The sequence below is a fragment of the Oceanicola sp. 502str15 genome, from assembly GCF_024105635.1.
Classification (GTDB): domain Bacteria; phylum Pseudomonadota; class Alphaproteobacteria; order Rhodobacterales; family Rhodobacteraceae; genus Vannielia.
The window spans coordinates 2,895,969-2,914,446 of sequence record NZ_WYDQ01000001.1 but is presented as its reverse complement, the minus strand read 5'-3'; the positions used below and the strand labels follow the sequence as shown (position 1 = coordinate 2,914,446).

21 protein-coding genes and 1 tRNA gene are annotated in these 18,478 nt (G+C 66.3%); 9 read left to right on the top strand and 13 right to left on the bottom strand.

Annotated elements, in window-relative coordinates; translation table 11 throughout:
- Positions 1-36: 36 nt before the first annotated feature.
- Positions 37-1,059, bottom strand: a complete 1,023-nt coding sequence (dctP, locus tag GTH22_RS14245; RefSeq protein ID WP_252946186.1) for a TRAP transporter substrate-binding protein DctP — start codon at positions 1,057-1,059, stop codon at positions 37-39.
- A gap of 159 nt (positions 1,060-1,218) precedes the next feature.
- Here dctP and GTH22_RS14240 point away from each other — a divergent pair, with 159 nt between their 5' ends.
- The 4 genes from GTH22_RS14240 (at position 1,219) to GTH22_RS14225 (ending at position 4,636) form a co-directional block, all read left to right on the top strand.
- A complete protein-coding gene (locus GTH22_RS14240) occupies positions 1,219-1,890 on the top strand; it encodes a GntR family transcriptional regulator (protein ID WP_252946185.1) in 672 nt (223 codons plus the stop codon).
- 15 nt (positions 1,891-1,905) lie between these two features.
- Positions 1,906-3,000 carry an isocitrate/isopropylmalate dehydrogenase family protein gene (locus GTH22_RS14235; protein ID WP_252946184.1) on the top strand — a complete coding sequence of 365 codons (1,095 nt, stop codon included), beginning with the start codon at positions 1,906-1,908 and terminating at the stop codon, positions 2,998-3,000.
- A gap of 3 nt (positions 3,001-3,003) precedes the next feature.
- Complete coding sequence (gene otnK, locus GTH22_RS14230) at positions 3,004-4,269, top strand: 3-oxo-tetronate kinase (protein WP_256471588.1); 1,266 nt, start codon at positions 3,004-3,006, stop codon at positions 4,267-4,269.
- A gap of 85 nt (positions 4,270-4,354) precedes the next feature.
- Positions 4,355-4,636, top strand: a complete 282-nt coding sequence (locus GTH22_RS14225) for a putative quinol monooxygenase (protein ID WP_252946183.1) — start codon at positions 4,355-4,357, stop codon at positions 4,634-4,636.
- 153 nt (positions 4,637-4,789) lie between these two features.
- Here the strand turns inward: GTH22_RS14225 and GTH22_RS14220 are convergent.
- From GTH22_RS14220 to GTH22_RS14205, 4 genes are all read right to left on the bottom strand, one after another.
- Positions 4,790-4,866 (bottom strand) — tRNA-Pro (locus GTH22_RS14220).
- 50 nt (positions 4,867-4,916) lie between these two features.
- Positions 4,917-5,891, bottom strand: a complete 975-nt coding sequence (locus GTH22_RS14215) for a DMT family transporter (protein WP_252946182.1) — start codon at positions 5,889-5,891, stop codon at positions 4,917-4,919.
- 52 nt (positions 5,892-5,943) lie between these two features.
- Positions 5,944-6,300, bottom strand: a complete 357-nt coding sequence (locus GTH22_RS14210) for an antibiotic biosynthesis monooxygenase (protein WP_252946181.1) — start codon at positions 6,298-6,300, stop codon at positions 5,944-5,946.
- Positions 6,297-6,611 carry an NIPSNAP family protein gene (locus GTH22_RS14205; RefSeq protein ID WP_252946180.1) on the bottom strand — a complete coding sequence of 105 codons (315 nt, stop codon included), beginning with the start codon at positions 6,609-6,611 and terminating at the stop codon, positions 6,297-6,299. The genes GTH22_RS14210 and GTH22_RS14205 overlap by 4 nt, the downstream gene beginning before the upstream one ends.
- 108 nt (positions 6,612-6,719) lie before the next feature.
- Here GTH22_RS14205 and GTH22_RS14200 point away from each other — a divergent pair, with 108 nt between their 5' ends.
- Positions 6,720-7,400: a helix-turn-helix transcriptional regulator gene (locus GTH22_RS14200; protein ID WP_252946179.1), complete on the top strand. Its 681-nt coding sequence runs from the start codon at positions 6,720-6,722 to the stop codon at positions 7,398-7,400.
- A gap of 136 nt (positions 7,401-7,536) precedes the next feature.
- Here GTH22_RS14200 and leuB read toward each other — a convergent pair whose 3' ends face one another.
- Together leuB and GTH22_RS14190 are read right to left on the bottom strand one after the other, a co-directional pair.
- Positions 7,537-8,643: a 3-isopropylmalate dehydrogenase gene (gene leuB / locus GTH22_RS14195; RefSeq protein WP_252946178.1), complete on the bottom strand. Its 1,107-nt coding sequence runs from the start codon at positions 8,641-8,643 to the stop codon at positions 7,537-7,539.
- A 45-nt stretch (positions 8,644-8,688) separates the two neighbouring features.
- Complete coding sequence (locus GTH22_RS14190; protein ID WP_252946177.1) at positions 8,689-9,603, bottom strand: LysR family transcriptional regulator; 915 nt, start codon at positions 9,601-9,603, stop codon at positions 8,689-8,691.
- A 96-nt stretch (positions 9,604-9,699) separates the two neighbouring features.
- On the opposite strand from GTH22_RS14190, the gene GTH22_RS14185 reads away from it, so the two are divergent.
- Positions 9,700-10,620 (top strand): epimerase, encoded by a 921-nt coding sequence (locus tag GTH22_RS14185; RefSeq protein WP_252946176.1) that lies wholly within the window; start codon positions 9,700-9,702, stop codon positions 10,618-10,620.
- Here the strand turns inward: GTH22_RS14185 and GTH22_RS14180 are convergent.
- The 5 genes from GTH22_RS14180 to leuC form a co-directional block, all read right to left on the bottom strand.
- Positions 10,540-11,532 (bottom strand): endonuclease/exonuclease/phosphatase family protein, encoded by a 993-nt coding sequence (locus GTH22_RS14180; protein ID WP_252946175.1) that lies wholly within the window; start codon positions 11,530-11,532, stop codon positions 10,540-10,542. The genes GTH22_RS14185 and GTH22_RS14180 overlap by 81 nt on opposite strands.
- A 56-nt stretch (positions 11,533-11,588) precedes the next feature.
- Positions 11,589-12,440, bottom strand: a complete 852-nt coding sequence (locus GTH22_RS14175) for a hypothetical protein (RefSeq protein ID WP_252946174.1) — start codon at positions 12,438-12,440, stop codon at positions 11,589-11,591.
- A 357-nt stretch (positions 12,441-12,797) separates the two neighbouring features.
- Positions 12,798-13,403 (bottom strand): 3-isopropylmalate dehydratase small subunit, encoded by a 606-nt coding sequence (leuD, locus tag GTH22_RS14170; RefSeq protein WP_252946173.1) that lies wholly within the window; start codon positions 13,401-13,403, stop codon positions 12,798-12,800.
- Positions 13,404-13,414: 11 nt separating this feature from the next.
- Entirely contained in the window at positions 13,415-13,702 is a 288-nt protein-coding gene (locus GTH22_RS14165; RefSeq protein ID WP_252946172.1) for a hypothetical protein, read from the bottom strand.
- On the bottom strand, positions 13,699-15,105 hold the full coding sequence (leuC, locus tag GTH22_RS14160; protein WP_252946171.1) for a 3-isopropylmalate dehydratase large subunit: 1,407 nt from the start codon (positions 15,103-15,105) through the stop codon (positions 13,699-13,701). Before leuC ends, GTH22_RS14165 begins: the two co-directional genes overlap by 4 nt.
- 320 nt (positions 15,106-15,425) lie before the next feature.
- Between leuC and GTH22_RS14155 the strand changes: the two genes are divergently transcribed.
- A complete protein-coding gene (locus GTH22_RS14155; protein ID WP_252946170.1) occupies positions 15,426-16,790 on the top strand; it encodes a mechanosensitive ion channel family protein in 1,365 nt (454 codons plus the stop codon).
- A 99-nt stretch (positions 16,791-16,889) separates the two neighbouring features.
- On the opposite strand, the gene GTH22_RS14150 is transcribed toward GTH22_RS14155, so the two are convergent.
- A complete protein-coding gene (locus GTH22_RS14150; RefSeq protein ID WP_252946169.1) occupies positions 16,890-17,429 on the bottom strand; it encodes an acyl-CoA thioesterase in 540 nt (179 codons plus the stop codon).
- 120 nt (positions 17,430-17,549) lie between these two features.
- On the opposite strand from GTH22_RS14150, the gene GTH22_RS14145 reads away from it, so the two are divergent.
- Positions 17,550-17,840, top strand: a complete 291-nt coding sequence (locus GTH22_RS14145; RefSeq protein ID WP_252946168.1) for a YggT family protein — start codon at positions 17,550-17,552, stop codon at positions 17,838-17,840.
- A gap of 143 nt (positions 17,841-17,983) precedes the next feature.
- Entirely contained in the window at positions 17,984-18,454 is a 471-nt protein-coding gene (locus tag GTH22_RS14140; RefSeq protein ID WP_252946167.1) for a hypothetical protein, read from the top strand.
- The last annotated feature ends 24 nt before the right edge of the window (positions 18,455-18,478 follow it).

Below are 18,478 nucleotides of genomic sequence, written 5' to 3'. Positions count from 1 at the left end.
CCGCAGCGTGGCCGGCCCCTTCCTGTCGTGCTGCTGTTACTGCTTCAGAAGGCCGATCTGCTTCATGAAGGCATAGTGGGCATCGAGCGCCTTGCGGGCCTCGGGCGACTTTTCTGCCGTCTCCTCCCAGGCCTGCGCGGCCAGAACGCGGAACTTGTCGCGCTCTTCCTGGCTCCAGTCGACCACGGTGATCTCGCCACCGGCCTCATCGGCCTGCACCTGCTGCTTGTCCTGAAGGTCGAGCTGGCGGCGCAGGTCGTCATAGGCGGCGTAGAACCATGTTTCCACGGAGAGCTGCTGATCTTCCGTCATGCCGTCCCAGACGCCCTGATTGATGACAAACTGGCGCATCGCCATGGAGTGGATGCCCGGATAGAGCGGGAACTTGGCCACCTGATGGAAGCCGCTGGTGGAGTTGTTGATGTAGGCCGAGGCGTCGGCGTCGTCGATCACGCCCTTCTCCAGCGAGGTGAACACATCGCTGATCGACATCGACACAGGTGCGGCCCCCGCCTTCTGGAACACGGTTGCGGCAAGGCCGGAGGGCGAGCGGATCTTGACGCCTTTCAGGTCGTCCACGCCGCGGATCTCGACCGAGGAGACCAGCGCCTCCTTGGACACCGCCCCGCAGCCGACCACGTGCATCGCGCCGGGCAGCACCGACTCCCAGAGGTCTTGAAGCGCCTCGCGCCCGCCGCCGTGGCGGCAGAAGGTTTGCACCTGCTCGGGCGAGTCGTAACCGGCGATCAGGTCGCCCATGATCGCGAAGGCCGGGTTGCGCCCGGTGAAATAGGCCACCGAGTTCAGATCGCCGCTGAGCACCCCGGCCATCACCGCCTCGGGGGTTTCGTTGCGATCGACGATGGCGTTGATCGGGAAGAACTCGACGGTCACTTCGCCGCCGGTCATGGCGGCAAGGCGTTTGCCCCATTCGTCTTCGAGGTAGCTGTATTCATAGGCGCCACTCTGCGCCGACGACTGGATCTTGAGAACCGTTTCCGAACTGGCCGCCGTGGCGGCGAGCGACAGGGCCGCCGCCGTCAGAATCATCTGTTTCATCTTTCCTCCTCCCGCCCACGGTTGGGCAATTTCTGCGCCGGAGCACCGGCAAGTTCGGACACTAAGGCATTTTGCTTTGCATTCGTCAATGTATGCATTAATTTATTTGACGACGTCCACGCGAGATGCAATTGTTGCCGAAATGAGAGGATCTCCCGGATGGCAGAGGCCGCCAAGTCAACACGTGTCGAAACCGCCTACGGGCTGTTGAAGGAGGAGATCCGGACCAACCGGATGCCGCCGGGCTTTCAGGCACCCGAGCCCGAAATCGCCCTGCGCCTCGGCATGAGTCGCACCCCGGTGCGCGAGGCCCTGATCCGTCTGGAGGGGGAGGGCCTTGTCGAGCTGATCCCGCGCCGCGGCGTGCGGGTTCTGCCGATCCGCGCCGAGGACATGCGCGAGATCTACCAGATCCTCACCTCGCTCGAACCCGATGCCGCCGCCCGCTACGCCGAAACCAATCCCGGCGAGGCCGAGCTCGCGCCGTTGGAGCAGGCGACAGCCGACATGGAGGCCGCGCTCGAGAGCGAGGATCTCGACACCTGGGCGGAAGCCGACGATCGCTTTCACCAGATCCTGCTCGACCTGCAGGGAAACCGCCGCCTGAAGGACTTTGTCCGCGCACTCTACGATCAGGCCCACCGGGCCCGCGTCGTGACCATGCGCATGCGCGGCCCGCCCCATCGGTCCACGCAGGAACATCGCGAAATTCTCAATTACTTGCGGGCAGGCGACGGCGAGTCGGTGCGGCGCCTGTTCAAGCAACACCGCACGAGGTCCGCCGAAGAACTGCTGGCCATTCTGGAAAAATTCAAGCTGGGCCAGCTCTAGGTCGGAAGGAACATCATGTCAGAGAAGCTGAGCATCGCCCTCATCCGGGGCGACGGGATAGGTGTGGACGTCGCAAACGCGGCAATCGAGGTCGTCGATGCCGCCGTGGCCAAGGCCGGATTGCCTGCACTGACCTATGAAGAGATCAACGCCGGGGCCGGCTACTACAAGGAGAGCGGGCGCGATATCGAGCCCGGAGGAGAGGCCCGCGCCGGTGAACTCGACGCCATCTTCCTCGGCGCCATCGGCCTGCCCTCGGTGCGCCACGAAGACGGCACCGAGATTGCCCCCCACCTCCGCCTGCGCGACCGCTACGGCCTCTATGCCGGGGTCCGCCCGATCAAGGCCTATCCCAATGCCCCGCAAAGGCTGGCCGACCCGCGCGCCGCCGGGATCGACATGGTGATCCTGCGCGAATCCACCGAGGGCCTGTTCTTCTCTGCCGCCACGCACGGGCGCCCCAATTTCTCCAGCGATGACGAGGTGCGCGACACGCTCCGCATCACCCGCCCGACGACGGAAAAGCTGTTTCACTTCGGCTTCCGCCTCGCCGAAAAGCGCAAGGCTCGCGGCCGTCTCGGCAAGCTGACCTGTGTCGACAAGGCCAATGTTTTCAATTCCATGGCCTTCTTCCGCAAGATCTTCGACGAGGTCTCGCCGCAATATCCCGAGGTCGAGGCCACCCATAATTATGTCGACGCACAGGCGCTGGACCTGATCCGCAAGCCTTGGGACTTCGACGTGATGGTGATGGAAAACATGTTCGGCGACATCCTCTCCGATCTGGGCGGCGGCCTTGTCGGCGGCATGGGCATGGCGGCCTGCGCCGAAATCGGTGACGAGGTCGGCCTGTTCCAGCCTGCCCACGGATCCGCGCCCGACATCATGGGGCAGGACAAGGCCAACCCGCTGGCCGCCGTGCTCTCCGGCGCGCTGATGCTCGACTACCTTGCCGAACGCACCGGCAACGACCGCTGGGCCGAGGCTGCCGAGCTGGTCGAGACCGCGGTGCAGGACGGTTTCGAGGCCAACCGCCTCCGGCCGATGGAGTTTGGCGGCGATATGGGCACCATCGCGGTCACCAGAGAGTTGCTGGACCTTCTGGGCTGAGCCATGGGCATCATCCTTGGTGCCATTGCCGATGATTTCACCGGCGCGACCGACCTTGCCAACACCCTTGCGCGGGAGGGCATGTCGGTCGTTCAGGTGATCGGCGTGCCCGACGCCTCGACCCTGACCCAAGGCGCCGACGCCGTCGTCGTGGCCCTCAAGACCCGCACCGCGCCCAAGGCCGAGGCGATAGCGCAGTCCCGCGCCGCCGCCGACTGGCTGCTGTCACAGGGCGCCGTTCAGATCCTGTTCAAATACTGCTCCACCTTCGATTCCACCCCGGAGGGCAACATCGGCCCGGTGGCCGACGCGCTGCTCGACCACCTCGGCGCGCCCTTCGCCATTCTCTGCCCTGCCTTCCCCGCCAACGGCCGGACGGTCTACAAGGGAACCCTCTTCGTCGGTGACGTGCCCCTTGCCGAAAGCTCGATGAAGGATCACCCCCTCACGCCAATGCGCGACTCCAGCCTGATCCGCCTGATGGACCGGCAGAGCAGGCACAAAACCGGGCTGATCCCCCACAAGCACGTCCGCCAAGGCGCAGAGGCGATAGCCGAGCACACCGCCACCCTGCGGGCAGAGGGCGCCCGTTACGGCGTGATCGATGCCCTGACCGATGAGGACTTGCGCACCATCGGCACAGCCATCGGCGGCCACCGCCTGATCACCGGCGGCTCCGGCATCGCCCTCGGCCTCCCGGACTATCACCGATCCCGCGGCACCCTTGCGCCCGGCGCAGCCCCGGCCCTGCCCACCGCAAACGGTCGCGCGCTGGTCATTTCCGGCAGCTGCTCACAGGCGACCCGCGCCCAGGTGGCCCGCGCCGCTTCCCTCTGGCCCGCCCGCAAGGTCGACCTGACCCGCGCCGTCGAAGGCGCAGCGGAGGCCGAAGCGCTTATCGCTTGGGCGCGCAGCCAACCCGCCGGGGCACCCGTTCTGATCTACGGATCTTCCGATCCCGCCGAAGTCGCGCGCACCCAGGCCCGCATTGGCGCCACGCGCGCTGGAGCGCTCATGGAAACCACGCTCGCCAGCGTCGCTCAGGCCCTCAACGCCGAAGGCTTCCACCGCATCGTCGTCGCCGGCGGTGAAACCTCCGGCGCGGTGGTCACCGCCCTCGGCGTCAAAGCCCTCAGGATCGGCCCCCAGATCGCCCCGGGAGTGCCATGGACCGAAACACTCGGGCGCGCACCCACGGCCCTCGCGCTCAAATCGGGCAACTTCGGCAAAGAGACCTTCTTCGAAGACGCCCTGAGGATGCTGCCATGAGCCAGGCCGAACACCCCGCCACTGCAGCCAATCCACACGCCCGGCCTCGCTCCGAAATCCCCCATACATCCTGAAAGGACGCCCCATGTACGTCGTCACCGTCACCTTCGAACCCCACCCCGGCCAGATGGACGCCTTCCTGCCCCTCATGCTGGACAACGCCCGCCGCTCCCTCGGGGACGAACCCGGATGCCACCGGTTCGACGTCTGCCTCTCCGCCGACCGCAACAGCGTGTTCCTATACGAACTCTACACCGACGAGGTCGCCTTCGCCGCACACGTCGAAACCCCGCACTGCAAGGCCTTCGATGTCGCTGTAGCAGACATGGTGCGGCAGAAGACCGTGAACATCTACGAACTGGTCTAGGCCAAAAGGCCGGCATCCTGCTGCCCGAACTCCGAGAACCTGCCAAGCGCACCGCACCGCCGCCTCACCGCCCCACGGCAGCGAACATCGCAGCCAAAAAGCTCCAGTGAACCCCTGTTCACTGTCTCTACCGCGCCAAAACTCTCTGAAAATTGGTCGGAGTGAGAGGATTCGAACCTCCGACCCCTGCCTCCCGAAGACAGTGCTCTACCAGGCTGAGCTACACTCCGACCGTGAGGCTGCGGGTTACACCACGTTTCGCCGCTTTGGCAAGGCCCCTTCAGCCCGCCGAAGGCGATTTCTGCGACCGCCGCAGCAGCGGGCCGAGGCGGAGCGAGGTGCCGGTGTCGTGGCGGGTGCGGGTGCGCAGAACCGGGGTGTTCTCCGAAGCGGTCGAACGGCCCTCGCGCAGCACGATGTAGAGGCCCGAGGCCATGATGATCAGCGTGCCCACCACCGTCCAGCGATCGAGGCTCTCGCCAAAGATGAAATAGCCGAAGATCGCCGCCCAGATGATCTGGCTGTAGTGCATCGGCGCCACGATCACCGCTTCGCCGACCTTGTAGGCCACGATCATGATCCCGGTCGCCACAAAGGCGAAAACGGCGATCACGCCAAGCCCGCCAAGGTCGATCGCCGGCATCGGCTCGTAGAAGAACGGCATCGCGCAGGCCATCACCACGAAGTTCGCCATCATCGGGTAGAGCAGGATCACCACGCTGCGCTCGTCCTGCCCGATCTTGCGCACGACGATGGACGACAGCGCATGAAACAGCGCTCCCACGATCGCCGCAAGGTGGCCGAGGTCCAGCGGCGTGCTGCCCGGACGCAGCACCACCATCACCCCGCAGAGCCCGACGATCACCGCCGCCCAGCGACGGAACCGCACCGTCTCGCCAAGGATCGGAATCGCCAGGATGGTGATGAGCAGCGGCGAGGCAAAGAGAATCGCATAGGTCTGCGCCATCGGCAGCACCGAGAAGGCGTAGAACACCGTCACCCCCGTCACCACCGTCGACACCGTGCGCAGCGCCACCCACCACGGGTGCTTGGGGCGCAGGTTGCCGTCGCTCGCGTCGCGCATCAGCATGAACACGGCCAACGGAAAGCCGATCAGCGTCGAGAAGAACACGATCTGAAACGGGCTGTAGCTCTCGCCGAGGTACTTCACCACCACGTCGTGGGTGGAAAAGATCGCATAGGCCAGCAGCGCCAGAAGCGCGCCCTTGGTGTTGTTCGGACTCTGATCTGTCATCGGCCGCATTCGCGCTGAGGGTTTCCCCTTGCTAGCATGCTGCGGCGCGGCGTCAATCGGGGGCGGAATCGTGCAGGGCGCGGCTGTCGTCCGGCGCCTCCGCCCGGTCGGTCATCCCGTAGTCACGGATCACCTGCGCCACCCGCAGCCGATACCCGGCAAACACGCCCCTCCGCCCGGCGGCCTGCCGCGCCCGGTGGTCGGCCCGGTTGCGCCAGGCCCGTACCGCGTCCTCGTCCTCGAAGAAGCTCAGCGACAGCATCTTGCCGGGCGTGGTCAGGCTCTCGAACCGCTCGACCGAGATGAACCCCGGATGCCCCTCCAGGCTCGCCTTTAGCGCCGCCGCATGGTCAAGGTACTCCCCGCGCCGCCCCTCGGCCGGCTCCACCTCGAAGATCACTGCAATCATTCCGCCCTCCCTGATGCCAGTTTGAAGAATGCCCGATCCTCCCGCCGGATGAACCGCCTTTCCTGCGCAAAGGCATAATTTTCCCGTCCCAGCGGATCCTCGGCCAGCCGGGCGCGATAGGCCTCGTAGGCGGCGAGCGAGGGCAGCGAATACACCCCATAGGCCAGCGTCGACGATCCCTCATGGGGCGCGAAGTAACCAATCAGATCGGCCCCGCATCGCGGAATGCACTGGCCCCAGGTGCGGGCATACTGCTCGAAGTCCCCGCGCTGGGCGGGCTCGATCTCGTAGCGGATGATACAGGTAATCATGGGCGTCTCCTTTCGCCCCCTCCTCGCACGTCCGCCCGCGCCGATGCTTCGGCCCCGGACGAACCATCCCCGCTTGACCGGCCGCCGCCCCGCGCTCACCCTGCCTCCATGAAGGAAGGCCCCGACATCACCCGCATCGCCGCCCTCATCGGAGACCCGGCCCGCGCCAACATGCTCACCGCCCTGCTCTCCGGCAAGGCGCTGACGGCAGGTGAGCTGGCGGAGGAGGCCGGCATCACCCCGCCCACCGCCTCGGGTCATCTGTCGAAGCTGGAGGAGGCAGGCCTGCTTTGGCGGCGCAAACAGGGCCGCCACGCCTACTTCGCCCTCGCCGGCCCCGATGTCGCCGCCACGCTGGAAGCCCTCGCCGGGCTCGCCGCAGCGCGCGGCCACCTGCGCACCCGCACCGGCCCGCGCGACGCGGCGCTGCGCGACGCCCGCATCTGCTACGACCATATCGCCGGGCTGGCCGGCATCCGCATCTTCGACAGCCTCGCCGCCGCGGGTGCCCTCACCGTCAACCGCGAGGCCATTACCCTCACGCCCACGGGAGAAGCCCGCATCACCGCGCTGGGCATCGACCTCGCCCCGCTGAAGGCCCGCCGCCGCCCACTCTGCCGCGCCTGCCTCGACTGGTCCGAGCGCCGCACGCACCTCGCAGGCGGCCTCGGCGCCGCCATCCTCACCCACGCCACCACCCAAGGCTGGGCCACCCGAACCGAAGGCTCCCGCCACCTCGCCTTCAGCAAAAAAGGCGCCTCCGAATTCGAAAGCGCCTTCCCGATCTGAAACAGGACAGTTCGTCTAAAATTGGCCCCACCCAACTTGCATTTTCTTGCTGCAAGTATCTCCGGGAGTCGCCATTGAGGCGCCATTGGTTCGAGCCCAATGGCGACGGGGCAGCGCCCCCACTCCAACAGAGGCCTCAGAGCGACTCTTCGAGGGCCGCAACAATCGCATCGCCCATCTCGGCGGTGCTCACCGGCTGCACGCCCTCCTCGCCGAGCAGGTCCGCCGTGCGCAGGCCCTTAGCCAGCACCGCGTTCACCGCCGCTTCCAGCCGGTCGGCCTCGGCGCCCTCACTGAACGAGTAGCGCAGCGCCATCGCAAAGCTCAGCACGCAGGCGATCGGGTTGGCCTTGCCGGTGCCCGCGATGTCGGGGGCCGAACCGTGGACCGGCTCGTAAAGCGCCTTGGGCCGGCCATTGGCCATCGGCAGACCGAGCGAAGCCGAAGGCAGCATGCCCAGCGAGCCGGTCAGCATCGCCGCGAGGTCGCTCAGCAGGTCGCCGAACAGGTTGTCGGTGACGATCACGTCAAACTGCTTGGGCCAGCGGGTCAGCTGCATCGCGCCCGCGTCGGCATACATGTGGCTCAGCTCGACGTCCGGATATTCGGCGTCATGGATCTCCTGCACCACGTCGCGCCACAGGATGCCGCTCTCCATCACGTTGGCCTTCTCCATCGAGCAGACCTTGTTGCCGCGTTTCCTGGCCAGCTCGAAGGCAGACCGCGCCACCCGGGCAATCTCGCTCTCGGTGTAGCGCTGAGTGTTGATCCCCACCCGCTCGTTGCCTTCCTTGATGATGCCGCGCGGCTCACCGAAATACACACCGCTCGTCAGCTCGCGGATGATCATGATGTCGAGGCCCGCCACCACGTCCTTCTTCAACGACGAAAAGTCGGCCAGCGCGTCGAAGCACTGCGCCGGGCGCAGGTTGGAAAACAGGTCCATCTCCTTGCGCAGCCGCAGCAGGCCCCGCTCGGGCTTCACGCTGAAATCGAGGTTGTCGTACTTCGGCCCGCCCACGGCGCCGAGCAGAACCGCGTCCACCTCCTGCGCCTTCGCCATGGTCTCGTCGGTCAGGGGCGTGCCGTGCTTGTCATAGGCGCAGCCGCCCACCAGGTCCTCGGACACATCGAACTTGAGGTCGCGCTTTTCGCCATACCAGTCGATCACCTTGCGGACCTCGGCCATCACCTCGGGGCCGATGCCATCGCCGGGCAGGATCAGAAGGGAAGGGTTGCTCATCGCGGTCTCCTCGCAGGTCTTTGCAAAATAGGGTCGCGCGAGGGCCTACGCCCTTGGTGCAGCAGGGTCAAGCAGCGGCGGCAGCGCCTCGGCCAGCACACCCCACACCCGCGCCACCCGGGGCACATGGCGCAGCTCCTCGTGGGCGGCCAGCCACATCGGCAGCGCCGGCACCGGATCGCCCCGCAGCAGGGCCACCACCCCGGGCTCCACATCGCCCACCATGCAGGGCGCAAAGCCCAGCCCGCAGCCCGCACAGACCAGTGCCCAGTAAACCGATTGGTCATCCACCCGCGTCGCAAAGCTGTGCCGGTCGGCCGCCATGCCAAACCGCCGGAGCCCCAGAATGATCCGCTCCTCGCGGTCGTTGCCCACGAGGTCCATCTCCATCATCGCGTCGAACGTCGCCGGTAGCTCCCGCCCCTCAAGGTAGCACTCGGCGCCATAGAGCCCCATCGGCAGGTCGCCCAGCCGCTTGGCCACGATGTCTAGCTGGGTCGGCTGATACATCCGCACCGCAATGTCAGCCTCGCGAAACAGCAGGTTGTCGCTGGCATCGTTGGGCACCAGCTCGATCTGGATGTCCGGCTCCTCACGCCGGATGCGGGCAATGATCCCGGGCAGGAGCCAGCGGCTGACGGCGACTGGCGCGGTGATCCGCACGGTGCCAGCAAGCTCCTCCTCCCGGCCCGCAGCGGTGAGCTCCATCCGCATCGCCGCCTCCTGCATCGCCCGCGCAGGCTCCACCAGCGCCGCGCCCGCCTCGGTCAGCGCCAGCCCCTTTGGTTCGCGCTTGAAAAGCCGCGTCGACAACGCATCTTCCAGCGCCTTCACCTGTCGGCCCAGCGTGGGCTGGCTGGTGCCAAGCTTCCGCGCCGCCCCCGAAAGCGAGCCCGCGTCGATCACCGCCAGAAAGGCCTGCACGCGCGACCAGTCGAGGGAGGAGGGGAGGCTTGCCATTCAGATATGAATACATGACCTTCATGTTCATGCAATTAACATTTGCGGATGAATACCCCATCTTCCCCGCATCACACCCCAACCGGAGACAGCGCAATGCCCGGAACAGCTCTCATCCTCGGTCCTAGCGGCCGCTTCGGTCGCCACGCCCACATGGCCTTCTGCGAGGCCGGCTGGCGCACCCGCCTCTTCGACCGCTCCCGCGACACCCTGTGGGATGCCGCATGGGGCGCCGATGTGATCGTCAACGCCTGGAACCCGCCCTATCAGCACTGGGCGCGTGATCTGCCCGGCCAGACCGCGCAGATCATCGAGGTGGCCAAGGCCTCCGGCGCCACCGTGCTGATCCCCGCCAATGTCTATCCCTACGGCCCCGATGCCCCGACGCAGCTCACCGCCACCACGCCCCATGGCGCCACCAACACCCTCGGCCGCCTGCGCGCCGAGATGGAGGCCGCCTATGCCGAGGCCGGGGTGCGAACCATCCTGCTCCGCGCCGGTGATTTCATCGATACCGAGCCCTCCGGCAACTGGTTCGACAGGATCATGACGCCAAAGCTGAAGGCCGGGCGCTTCACCTATCCCGGCCCTACCGATGTGCCCCATGCATGGGCCTATCTTCCCGATGTCGCCCGCGCCGCCGTGGCCCTCGCCACACAGCGCAACTCCCTGCCAACCTTCGCCGACATCCCTTTCTCGGGCTACACCGTCACCGGCAGGGAGCTTCGCGCGGCGCTCGAAAAGGCCTGGGGCGGGCGGCTCTCGCTTCAGCAGATGTCATGGTGGCCGCTCCGGATGATGGCCCCGGCCTGGCCCATGGCGCGCCATCTCGTCGAAATGTCCTACCTCTGGCGCATGCCCCACGGTCTCGACGCCGCGCCGCTTGCCGCGCACCTCCCCGACTTCCGGCCAACCCCGCTGGTCGATGCCCTCGCCTCAGCGATCCATCACTATATCGACCCAGACCAGCCGGTGGCGCGAGGCTGCCCGCGCCGTCGCAAGGTCCAGCCCGTCTAGCGGCTGGCCCTCCACGGGCCAGAGCACACCCGCCCCGGAGACCTCCAACCCGGCTTGCGGCAGCACGTAGTCGACCCGCAAGTTGCCGGGGCCGTCCCAATCGACCGTGTCCTGCCCGGCCGGGCCGCGCTGCTCCGCATCCGCCTCTGCCGCCCCGCCGGGGCCGAGCGGGGCCACATCCTGCAACGGCCCGGCCAGCAGGGCGCCCAGCACGTCGCGCCGCCCCTCGCCATCCACCGGGTCCACGTTCACCCGGCCCAACACCACGGCAGGCCCCTGCGGCGGCCCGCCCAGCCTGCCCGCGAGGTAGGCCTGCCAGAGCCGTAGCTCGTCCTCAGCCCGCCGCCCGTTGCGGTCCTCTTCGCCGTCGAAGACCGGCGGCGTCGCGGAGAAGGCAAGCAGGTGCAGCGGCCCGCCCGGCCCCTCCACCCGCAGATCCCAATGCGCCACGCTCGAAAGCCTCTGCACCCCCGCCGCCGCCTCGCTGGCAAACCACGGCGCCCCGCCCGGCAGGTCTCGCCACAGCAGCGACGTCAGCTCCGTCACCGGCCCGAGCGGATAGCGGCTGAGCACCGCCATGCTGCCCTCACCGGGAAAGCGGCCGAACCCCTGCGCATCCTCCGGCTCGTCCAGCCGCCCGTCGCCATCGAGGTCGAGCCCCGTGCGCAGGCCGGTGTTGCCCGGCGCGGTGAAAAGGTGAGGGTAGGGGGCGCCGGCCTCGGCCAGCCGGTCCGCGAGCGCCGCCAGCGTGGCACCCTCCATGTCCATGTCGATCCCGGTGAGCAGCAGCACATCCGCATCGGCCGCGCGCACCACGGCCACCACCGCCTCAACCTGCGCCTCGCCCTTGAGAATGTCGCGCAGCAGCAGGCCCGGTCCCTTGCGGGTCAGCTCGGGCGAGAAGGTCGCCACCCGAACCGTTTCGGCCCGGGCTGGTGTGAGAAAGATCGCGGCCAGCGCCGCAAGCGTCAGGCAGCGGCCAGCGTGTCGGTCACTTCGGCCCCGGCCTTCGCCTCGCTGGTGCGACGGCGCTTCTGCTCGATCATCGAGGCAATCCGCCCCATGGCGATGCCGCGCATGAACAGCGAGGAAGGAAGAAAGGCCCATGCCGCCATCGTCCAGATCAGGGTCTGCGGCGCTTCCATGGCCAGCGGCGTAAACACCACCGCCGCCATCTTGGCCACCGCCGGTGCCACGAAGGGTAGCAGAAAACCGAGGGTGATGTTGAGCCTTGCATCGCGGTTCAGCCGGTCCACCACGTCGCCGCCGGTGGTCGGGTCGAAGGTGGGCAGGTTCACCCAGACGTTGAAGGCACCCGAGCGCGTGGGCCAGCCCCCGGCGCGGATGTAGATCACGAAGACCGCCAGCGAGATCAGCGAGGTCAGGTAGGCAATGCCCGCCGCCGAGCGCACCAGGTCCAGATGCTCCGGGCTCACCGAGCTGGGCATGCTGAGCAGCACCAGCTGCACCGGGCTGTAGGGAAAGTCGATCGCATCGCCGATGAGTCGCCCGACCGCTTCGGTAAAGATCGTCAGCCCGTTCTCCTCAACCTGGCCACGGCAGAGCATGGTCAGCAGGAAAACGGTCACAAACAGCGTGCCGAAGCGCAGTCGGTTGAACGGCGGCGCATCGCGGAATTCCACGAGGCTGGGGTAGTTCGACGCGTATTCAAAGATCGTGAGGCCGGCCGCAAACAGCGCCAACAGGGCCGTGACCTGCGCCGCATCCGGGCCGATCCGGGGCAACAGCAGAGAGGGCGTCGCAATCAGCAACGCCACAAGTCCTGCGCGCACCAAGGCGCCTGTGATCCGGGTGATCACTGCTCGATCCCTTTCCCGCAGCCGGTTCCGATACATAGCCGGAAGCCGTTCTCCGCAGATTTCCGCCGATTGTGACGGTATGCCTCAAACTTGCCCAATTTTTGCCGTCTTTCATCTGCCGCCACAAGGTTCTGTTAAGGTTAACGAAATCATTTGGGCGGTTTCGCGGGCCAAGTGGTGCGGCTTTGCATCAAATTGCAGGCAGAAAGGTGGCCATCAAATAGGCAAACGCAACATGTTGTGGTGGCTCAATAATTTGCCCCAAGCCAACGGCCCGAACCTCGCAGCCGCCATCGTCACCCCAAAGAAAAAGGCCGCCCCGAACGGACGGCCTCCTTCATGTCTCTCGGACCAATCTCAAACCCAGGGACGGGCCTGCGCAGCCTTTTCCTCGAAGCTCTCGATGCTGGCCGCCTTCTCCAAGGTCAGGCCAATGTCATCCAGCCCGTTCAGCAGGCAGTGCTTCTTGAACGAGTCCAGCTCGAAGGTCACCACGCCGCCATCCGGCCCGGTGATCTCCTGTTTCTCGAGGTCCACCGTCACCACCGCATTGGCGCCGCGCTCGGCATCGTCCATCAGCTTGTCGACATCTTCCTGCGGCAGAACGATCGGCAGAATGCCGTTCTTGAAGCAGTTGTTGTAGAAGATGTCGGCAAAGCTGGTGGAGATCACGCAGCGAATGCCGAAGTCGGCCAACGCCCAGGGCGCGTGCTCGCGGCTGGAGCCACACCCGAAGTTGTCGCCCGCCACGATGATCTTGCTCTCCCGATAAGCCGGCTTGTTGAGCACGAAATCCTCGATCTCGTTGCCCTGCCGGTCATAGCGCATCTCGTCGAAGAGGTTCACGCCAAGCCCCGAGCGCTTGATCGTCTTAAGGAACACTTTGGGGATGATCATGTCGGTGTCGATGTTGACCAGCGGCATGGGCGCCGCGATCCCGCTGAGTTTGTCGAATTTTTCCATATCGGTCGTCCTTATCCGGCGGTCCGGGCGGCATGGGCCGCCAGGTAATCGCCGTAGGTTTCAGTATCGGGGCCACGCGGGGCGAGGAACTCCTCTGCCTCCGCCTGCGGCAGCGCGATGGTCACGGCACGGGCCTTGGCCGTGTCGAACTCGGCTTCCGTGAGCGGCCCGTCTCCCTTGTTCACGAGGGTCATCACTTCCGCGAAGGAGGGAATGGGCACGAGCACCAGCCCGCCGGGATTATCCAGCGCGCTGAGCTCGCCCCAAGGGCCAACCTTATGCGGAGCGAGGGCGCTCACATCATCTCCCGAACGTCGGTCAGCTTGCCGGTGATCGCCGCCGCGGCCGCCATGGCCGGGCTCACCAGATGGGTGCGGCCCTTGTAGCCCTGCCGCCCCTCGAAGTTGCGGTTCGAGGTGGAGGCGCAGCGCTCGCCCTCGGCCAGCTGGTCGGGGTTCATCGCCAGGCACATCGAGCAGCCCGCAAGGCGCCACTCGAAGCCGGCTTCCTTGAAGATGTCCGCGAGCCCTTCCTCTTCGGCCTGCGCACGCACGAGGCCCGAGCCGGGCACGATCATCGCCCGCATCCCGTCCTTGATCTTCTTGCCCTTCAGGATGGCAGCCGCCGCCCGCAGGTCTTCGATCCGGCCGTTGGTGCAGGAGCCGATGAACACCGTGTCGATCTCGATGTCGCTCAGCTTCTGGCCCGGCGTCAGCCCCATGTATTCGATCGCGCGCTTGGCCGCCTCGACCTTACCGCCCGAAAAGCTCTCGGGGGCGGGCACCACATCGGTGATCGGCAGCACGTCCTCGGGCGAGGTGCCCCATGTGACCACGGGGGCAATGTCTTCACCGGCGATGGTGATGACCTTGTCCCAGGCCGCATCGTCGTCGGAGTAGAGCGTCTTCCACCAGGTCAGCGCGGCTTCCCACTGGGCACCCTTGGGCGCATGCGGGCGGCCTTTGACGTACTCGTAGGTGGTCTCGTCAGGCGCGATGAGGCCAGCGCGGGCACCGCCCTCGATCGCCATGTTGCAGACGGTCATCCGGCCTTCCATCGAGAGGTCGCGGATCGCCTCGCCGCAATACTCGATCACGTAGCCGGTGCCGCCCGCGGTGCCGGTCTTGCCGATCACCGAAAGGGTGATGTCCTTGGCCGTCACGCCGGGGCGCAGCTTGCCGGTGATCTCCACCTTCATGTTCTTCGATTTCTTCTGGATCAGCGTCTGCGTTGCCAGAACATGCTCCACCTCGGAGGTGCCGATCCCGTGGGCCAGCGCCCCGAAGGCGCCATGGGTCGCCGTGTGGCTGTCGCCGCACACCACCGTCATCCCCGGAAGGGTCCAGCCCTGCTCGGGGCCGACGATATGCACGATACCCTGCCGCACATCGCTCACCGGGTAGTAGTGCACGCCGAAGTCCTTGGCGTTCTTGTCCAGCGCATCCACCTGGATGCGGCTGTCTTCGGTCATCTGCGCCGGGTCGTCGCGGCCCTCTGTGGTGGGCACGTTGTGGTCGGGCACGGCAATGGTCTTGTCGGGCGCGTGCACCTTGCGGCCGGCCATGCGGAGGCCCTCGAAGGCCTGCGGGCTGGTGACTTCATGCACCAGGTGGCGGTCGATATAGAGCAGGCAGGTGCCATCCTCGGCTTCATGCGCCAGATGGGCATCCCAGATCTTGTCATAGAGTGTCTTGGGGGACATCTGTCCTCTCCCTTGATAGTCATGGATTTTCGAATGTGGGGGGCGCTCAGGCGGCGCCGCGCCTCATAGCGAGGCGAGGATCGTCAGGGTCGCACCAAAGAACCGCCACGGCAGGCGGGCCCGGTCGTCCATATCGAAAACCACTGTCATGATCGGGGGAGATACACCCGCCCGGCCTTTGCGGCAAGAGGAGTCGCAAGAGCGCAGGGGCATGCGCCGTCGCGCTGCATCGGGCCGTGGCGGGCCAAATTTGGAGTGTCGCCAGACACTTGCCCCCTGTTCCCCTGCCATGCCACGATGCGGCAGGGAGGTGGCACCTCATGGGCCCGGACGAGCAGGCACAGCAGATCGAAGCGCTTCAGGCGCATTTCTCCGGCCTCCTCGGCATGGCCGAGAGCTTCCTGCTCTCCATGCTCCAGCCCTGGCGGCTCTACCAGCTCGCCATCGTTGCCGCCCTTCTTGCCGTGGCCTGGGTGCTCGGCCGCTGGGCCTCGCCCCGGATGCGCGACTGGATGCGCACCCTCGAAGGGCGGCCCAAGTGGCAGCTCCGGGTGCTGCTCGTGCTGGAGCAACGGCTGACGCTGATCTTCTTCGTGATCCTGTCCTGGGGCACCTTCCGCGTGATGCAGGAGGCCACCTGGCCCTCGCGCAGCTACATCATCGGCATCGTCGCAACCATCGCCACCGCATGGCTGCTGATCGGTCTGGCCACCCGCTTCATCCGCAACCAGTTCCTCCGCCGCCTCGTGCGCTGGGGCGCATGGATCTGGGTCACGCTCTACTTTCTGGGCCTCTGGGCCGACACCTCCGACCTGCTCGAAAGCGTGGCGCTGGAGGTGGGCGAGTTCCGCCTGTCGATCCTCGGGCTGATCAAGGCGCTGATCATCACCGGCCTGCTGTTCTTCTTCGCCCGGGTGATCCTGAAGGGCGCACAGGGCAAGATCCGGACGAACAAGGATATCTCGCCCTCGATGCAGGAACTGCTGATCAAGTTCCTGCAGGTGATCCTCTTCGGCGCTGCCTTCTTCCTCGGCCTGAAGGCGGTGGGCTTCGACCTCACCGGCTTTGCCGTGCTCTCGGGCGCCATCGGCATCGGCCTCGGCTTCGGCCTGCAGAAGGTGGTCTCCAACCTCGTGTCGGGGGTGATCATCCTGCTCGACAAGTCGATCAAGCCGGGCGACGTGATCACCGTTGGCGAAACCTTCGGCTGGATCAACTCTCTCGGCGCCCGCTACGTCTCGATCACCACGCGCAACGGCAAGGAATACCTGATCCCGAACGAAGACCTGATCACCCAGCAGGTGGTGAACTGGTCGCATTCCAACGATTTCGTGCGGCTCGATATCTTCTTCGGCACCGCCTACCACGACGACCCGCACGTGGTGCGCAAGCTCGCCATCGAAGCGGCCAAGAGCGTCGACCGCGTGCTGACCTGGAAGCCGCCGGTCTGCCACATCGTCGGCTTCGGCGACAGTTCGGTCGATTACATCCTGCGCTTCTGGATCGAAGACCCGACGGGGGGGCTGACCAACATCCGCGGCAACGTCTTTCTGGCGCTCTGGGACACCTTCAAGGAAAACGACATTTCCATTCCCTTCCCCCAGCGCGAAGTGCGGATGCTCGAAGACGAAGACCCCTCGCAACCCGCCGATGCGGAGATGCCGGCAACGGGCAAGGCCGACTGACCACCGCCCGTCCGGCGCTCCCACCCGCCCACCCCGCACCGGCCGGCCGGTGGTCCGCCGGCCTTGCGGGGCGCCGGGTTGCAGGAGGGCGAGTCTGGCCTAGCCAGTCCGCTCAGGCGGCCAGGGCCGGGAATCTTCGGCGGCAATCCAGGCCGTGACCCATTGGGGCAGGGTCATCGCAGGGTGGTCCGCCACCCCCATCGCCGCCATCACCTCGGCGGGCGGCACGATGCCCGCACCCCCCGTCACCGCCCCGCGAAACACCGCCTGCCCGCAGCAGGTCTCGCCGCGCCACATGCTCTGCTCGATGTATATGAACCTATGGTCCCAGCCGATCATCCGGCTCCGGGTCTCGAACCGCTGAAACATGGTGATCCGCTTGCGATAGCGCACCACCGAGCCCGCAATCGTCAGCCCCCAGCGGTTGCCCCGCAGCACCGGGATCATCCCGGTGCGCCGTGCCAGCGGGATGCGGCCAAGGTCATAGAGCGTCAGCGTGCGCCCGTTGTTCAGCTCCATCCAGAAATCGAGATCCCACGGCCAGCACCGGTGGTGGCTGATATGGGTGCCATCGAGGGGCAGGGCGGGCTGGCGGCCGGCGAGCCAAAGCTCCTTGGCCATGCGGATGAATGGGTACATGCGCCGGAACCTGCGCCCGCCAGCGCGCGCGTCAACCGCGACGTCACGGCACGGTTAACCCTGTTGCAACCTTCCCCGCCCATGAATACCTCTGTGCCGGACCAAACGGAGACCCGCCCCATGTTGATGCTCTACCAACTGCTCGATCTCGTGCTCGGCGTGGTCTTCTTCATCATGCTCGCCCATGTCATCATGAGCTGGCTGATCACCTTCCAGATCCTCAACCTGCGCCAGCCCTTCGTTTACCAGCTCTGGGACGGGCTCAATCGCCTGCTCGAGCCGATCTACCGCCCGATCCGCAAGGTGCTGCCCGACACCGGCGCGCTCGATCTCGCGCCGCTGGTGGCCTTCGTCATCGTGATCGCCCTGCGCAACATCATCCTGCCCGGCGTGTTCCAGCAACTCGTCTGAGCGCCTTCCCCTACGTCACTTTTTAAAGCCCCGCGGGTTCCCAAACCGGTGCGTTTCCCCATATAATAAGGCAGGAGCGGAAATTTCGGCCGTTCCATCTGCGTCAATTCATATCTGCATCAATCAATTCGGGAACGCATATCATGTCCAAAAAATCATCCATCCTGTCCAATGACTGGCAAGTCGCAGGGCTCATGCAGGGCGGCGGCGGTGCGGCCGTCGGCGGCGGTGCCTTCAGCTTCGTGATGAAGAGCGAGCGCGCCAAGTTCTGCGGTATCTTCACCTTTCTCGGCGCCGGCCTCGCGGTTGGCGGCTCCTCGGGCGGGGCTTCCGCGCCGAACCTGCTCACCGGCGGGCTCAACTGGTCGCCCCTCAAGGGGTATCAGGACCGACACTTCTCCGCCGACAACATCGACGGCTGCGCCGGGCGCCTCAGCACCATGGGCGCCTCCCTCGGCGCCGGCTTGGGCGTGGTGGCCATCACCGCCTTCGGCTGGGGCGGCTTCGTGTTCAACTCGCAGGATTCGCTCGGCATCAGCTTCGGGGGTGGCGCCGCCGCAATGACCCTCGTCGGACGCTGGGACCTGGCCACCGAAACCGTCATGTACCGCTGACTGGCAGCGTGGTGGCCCCACGCG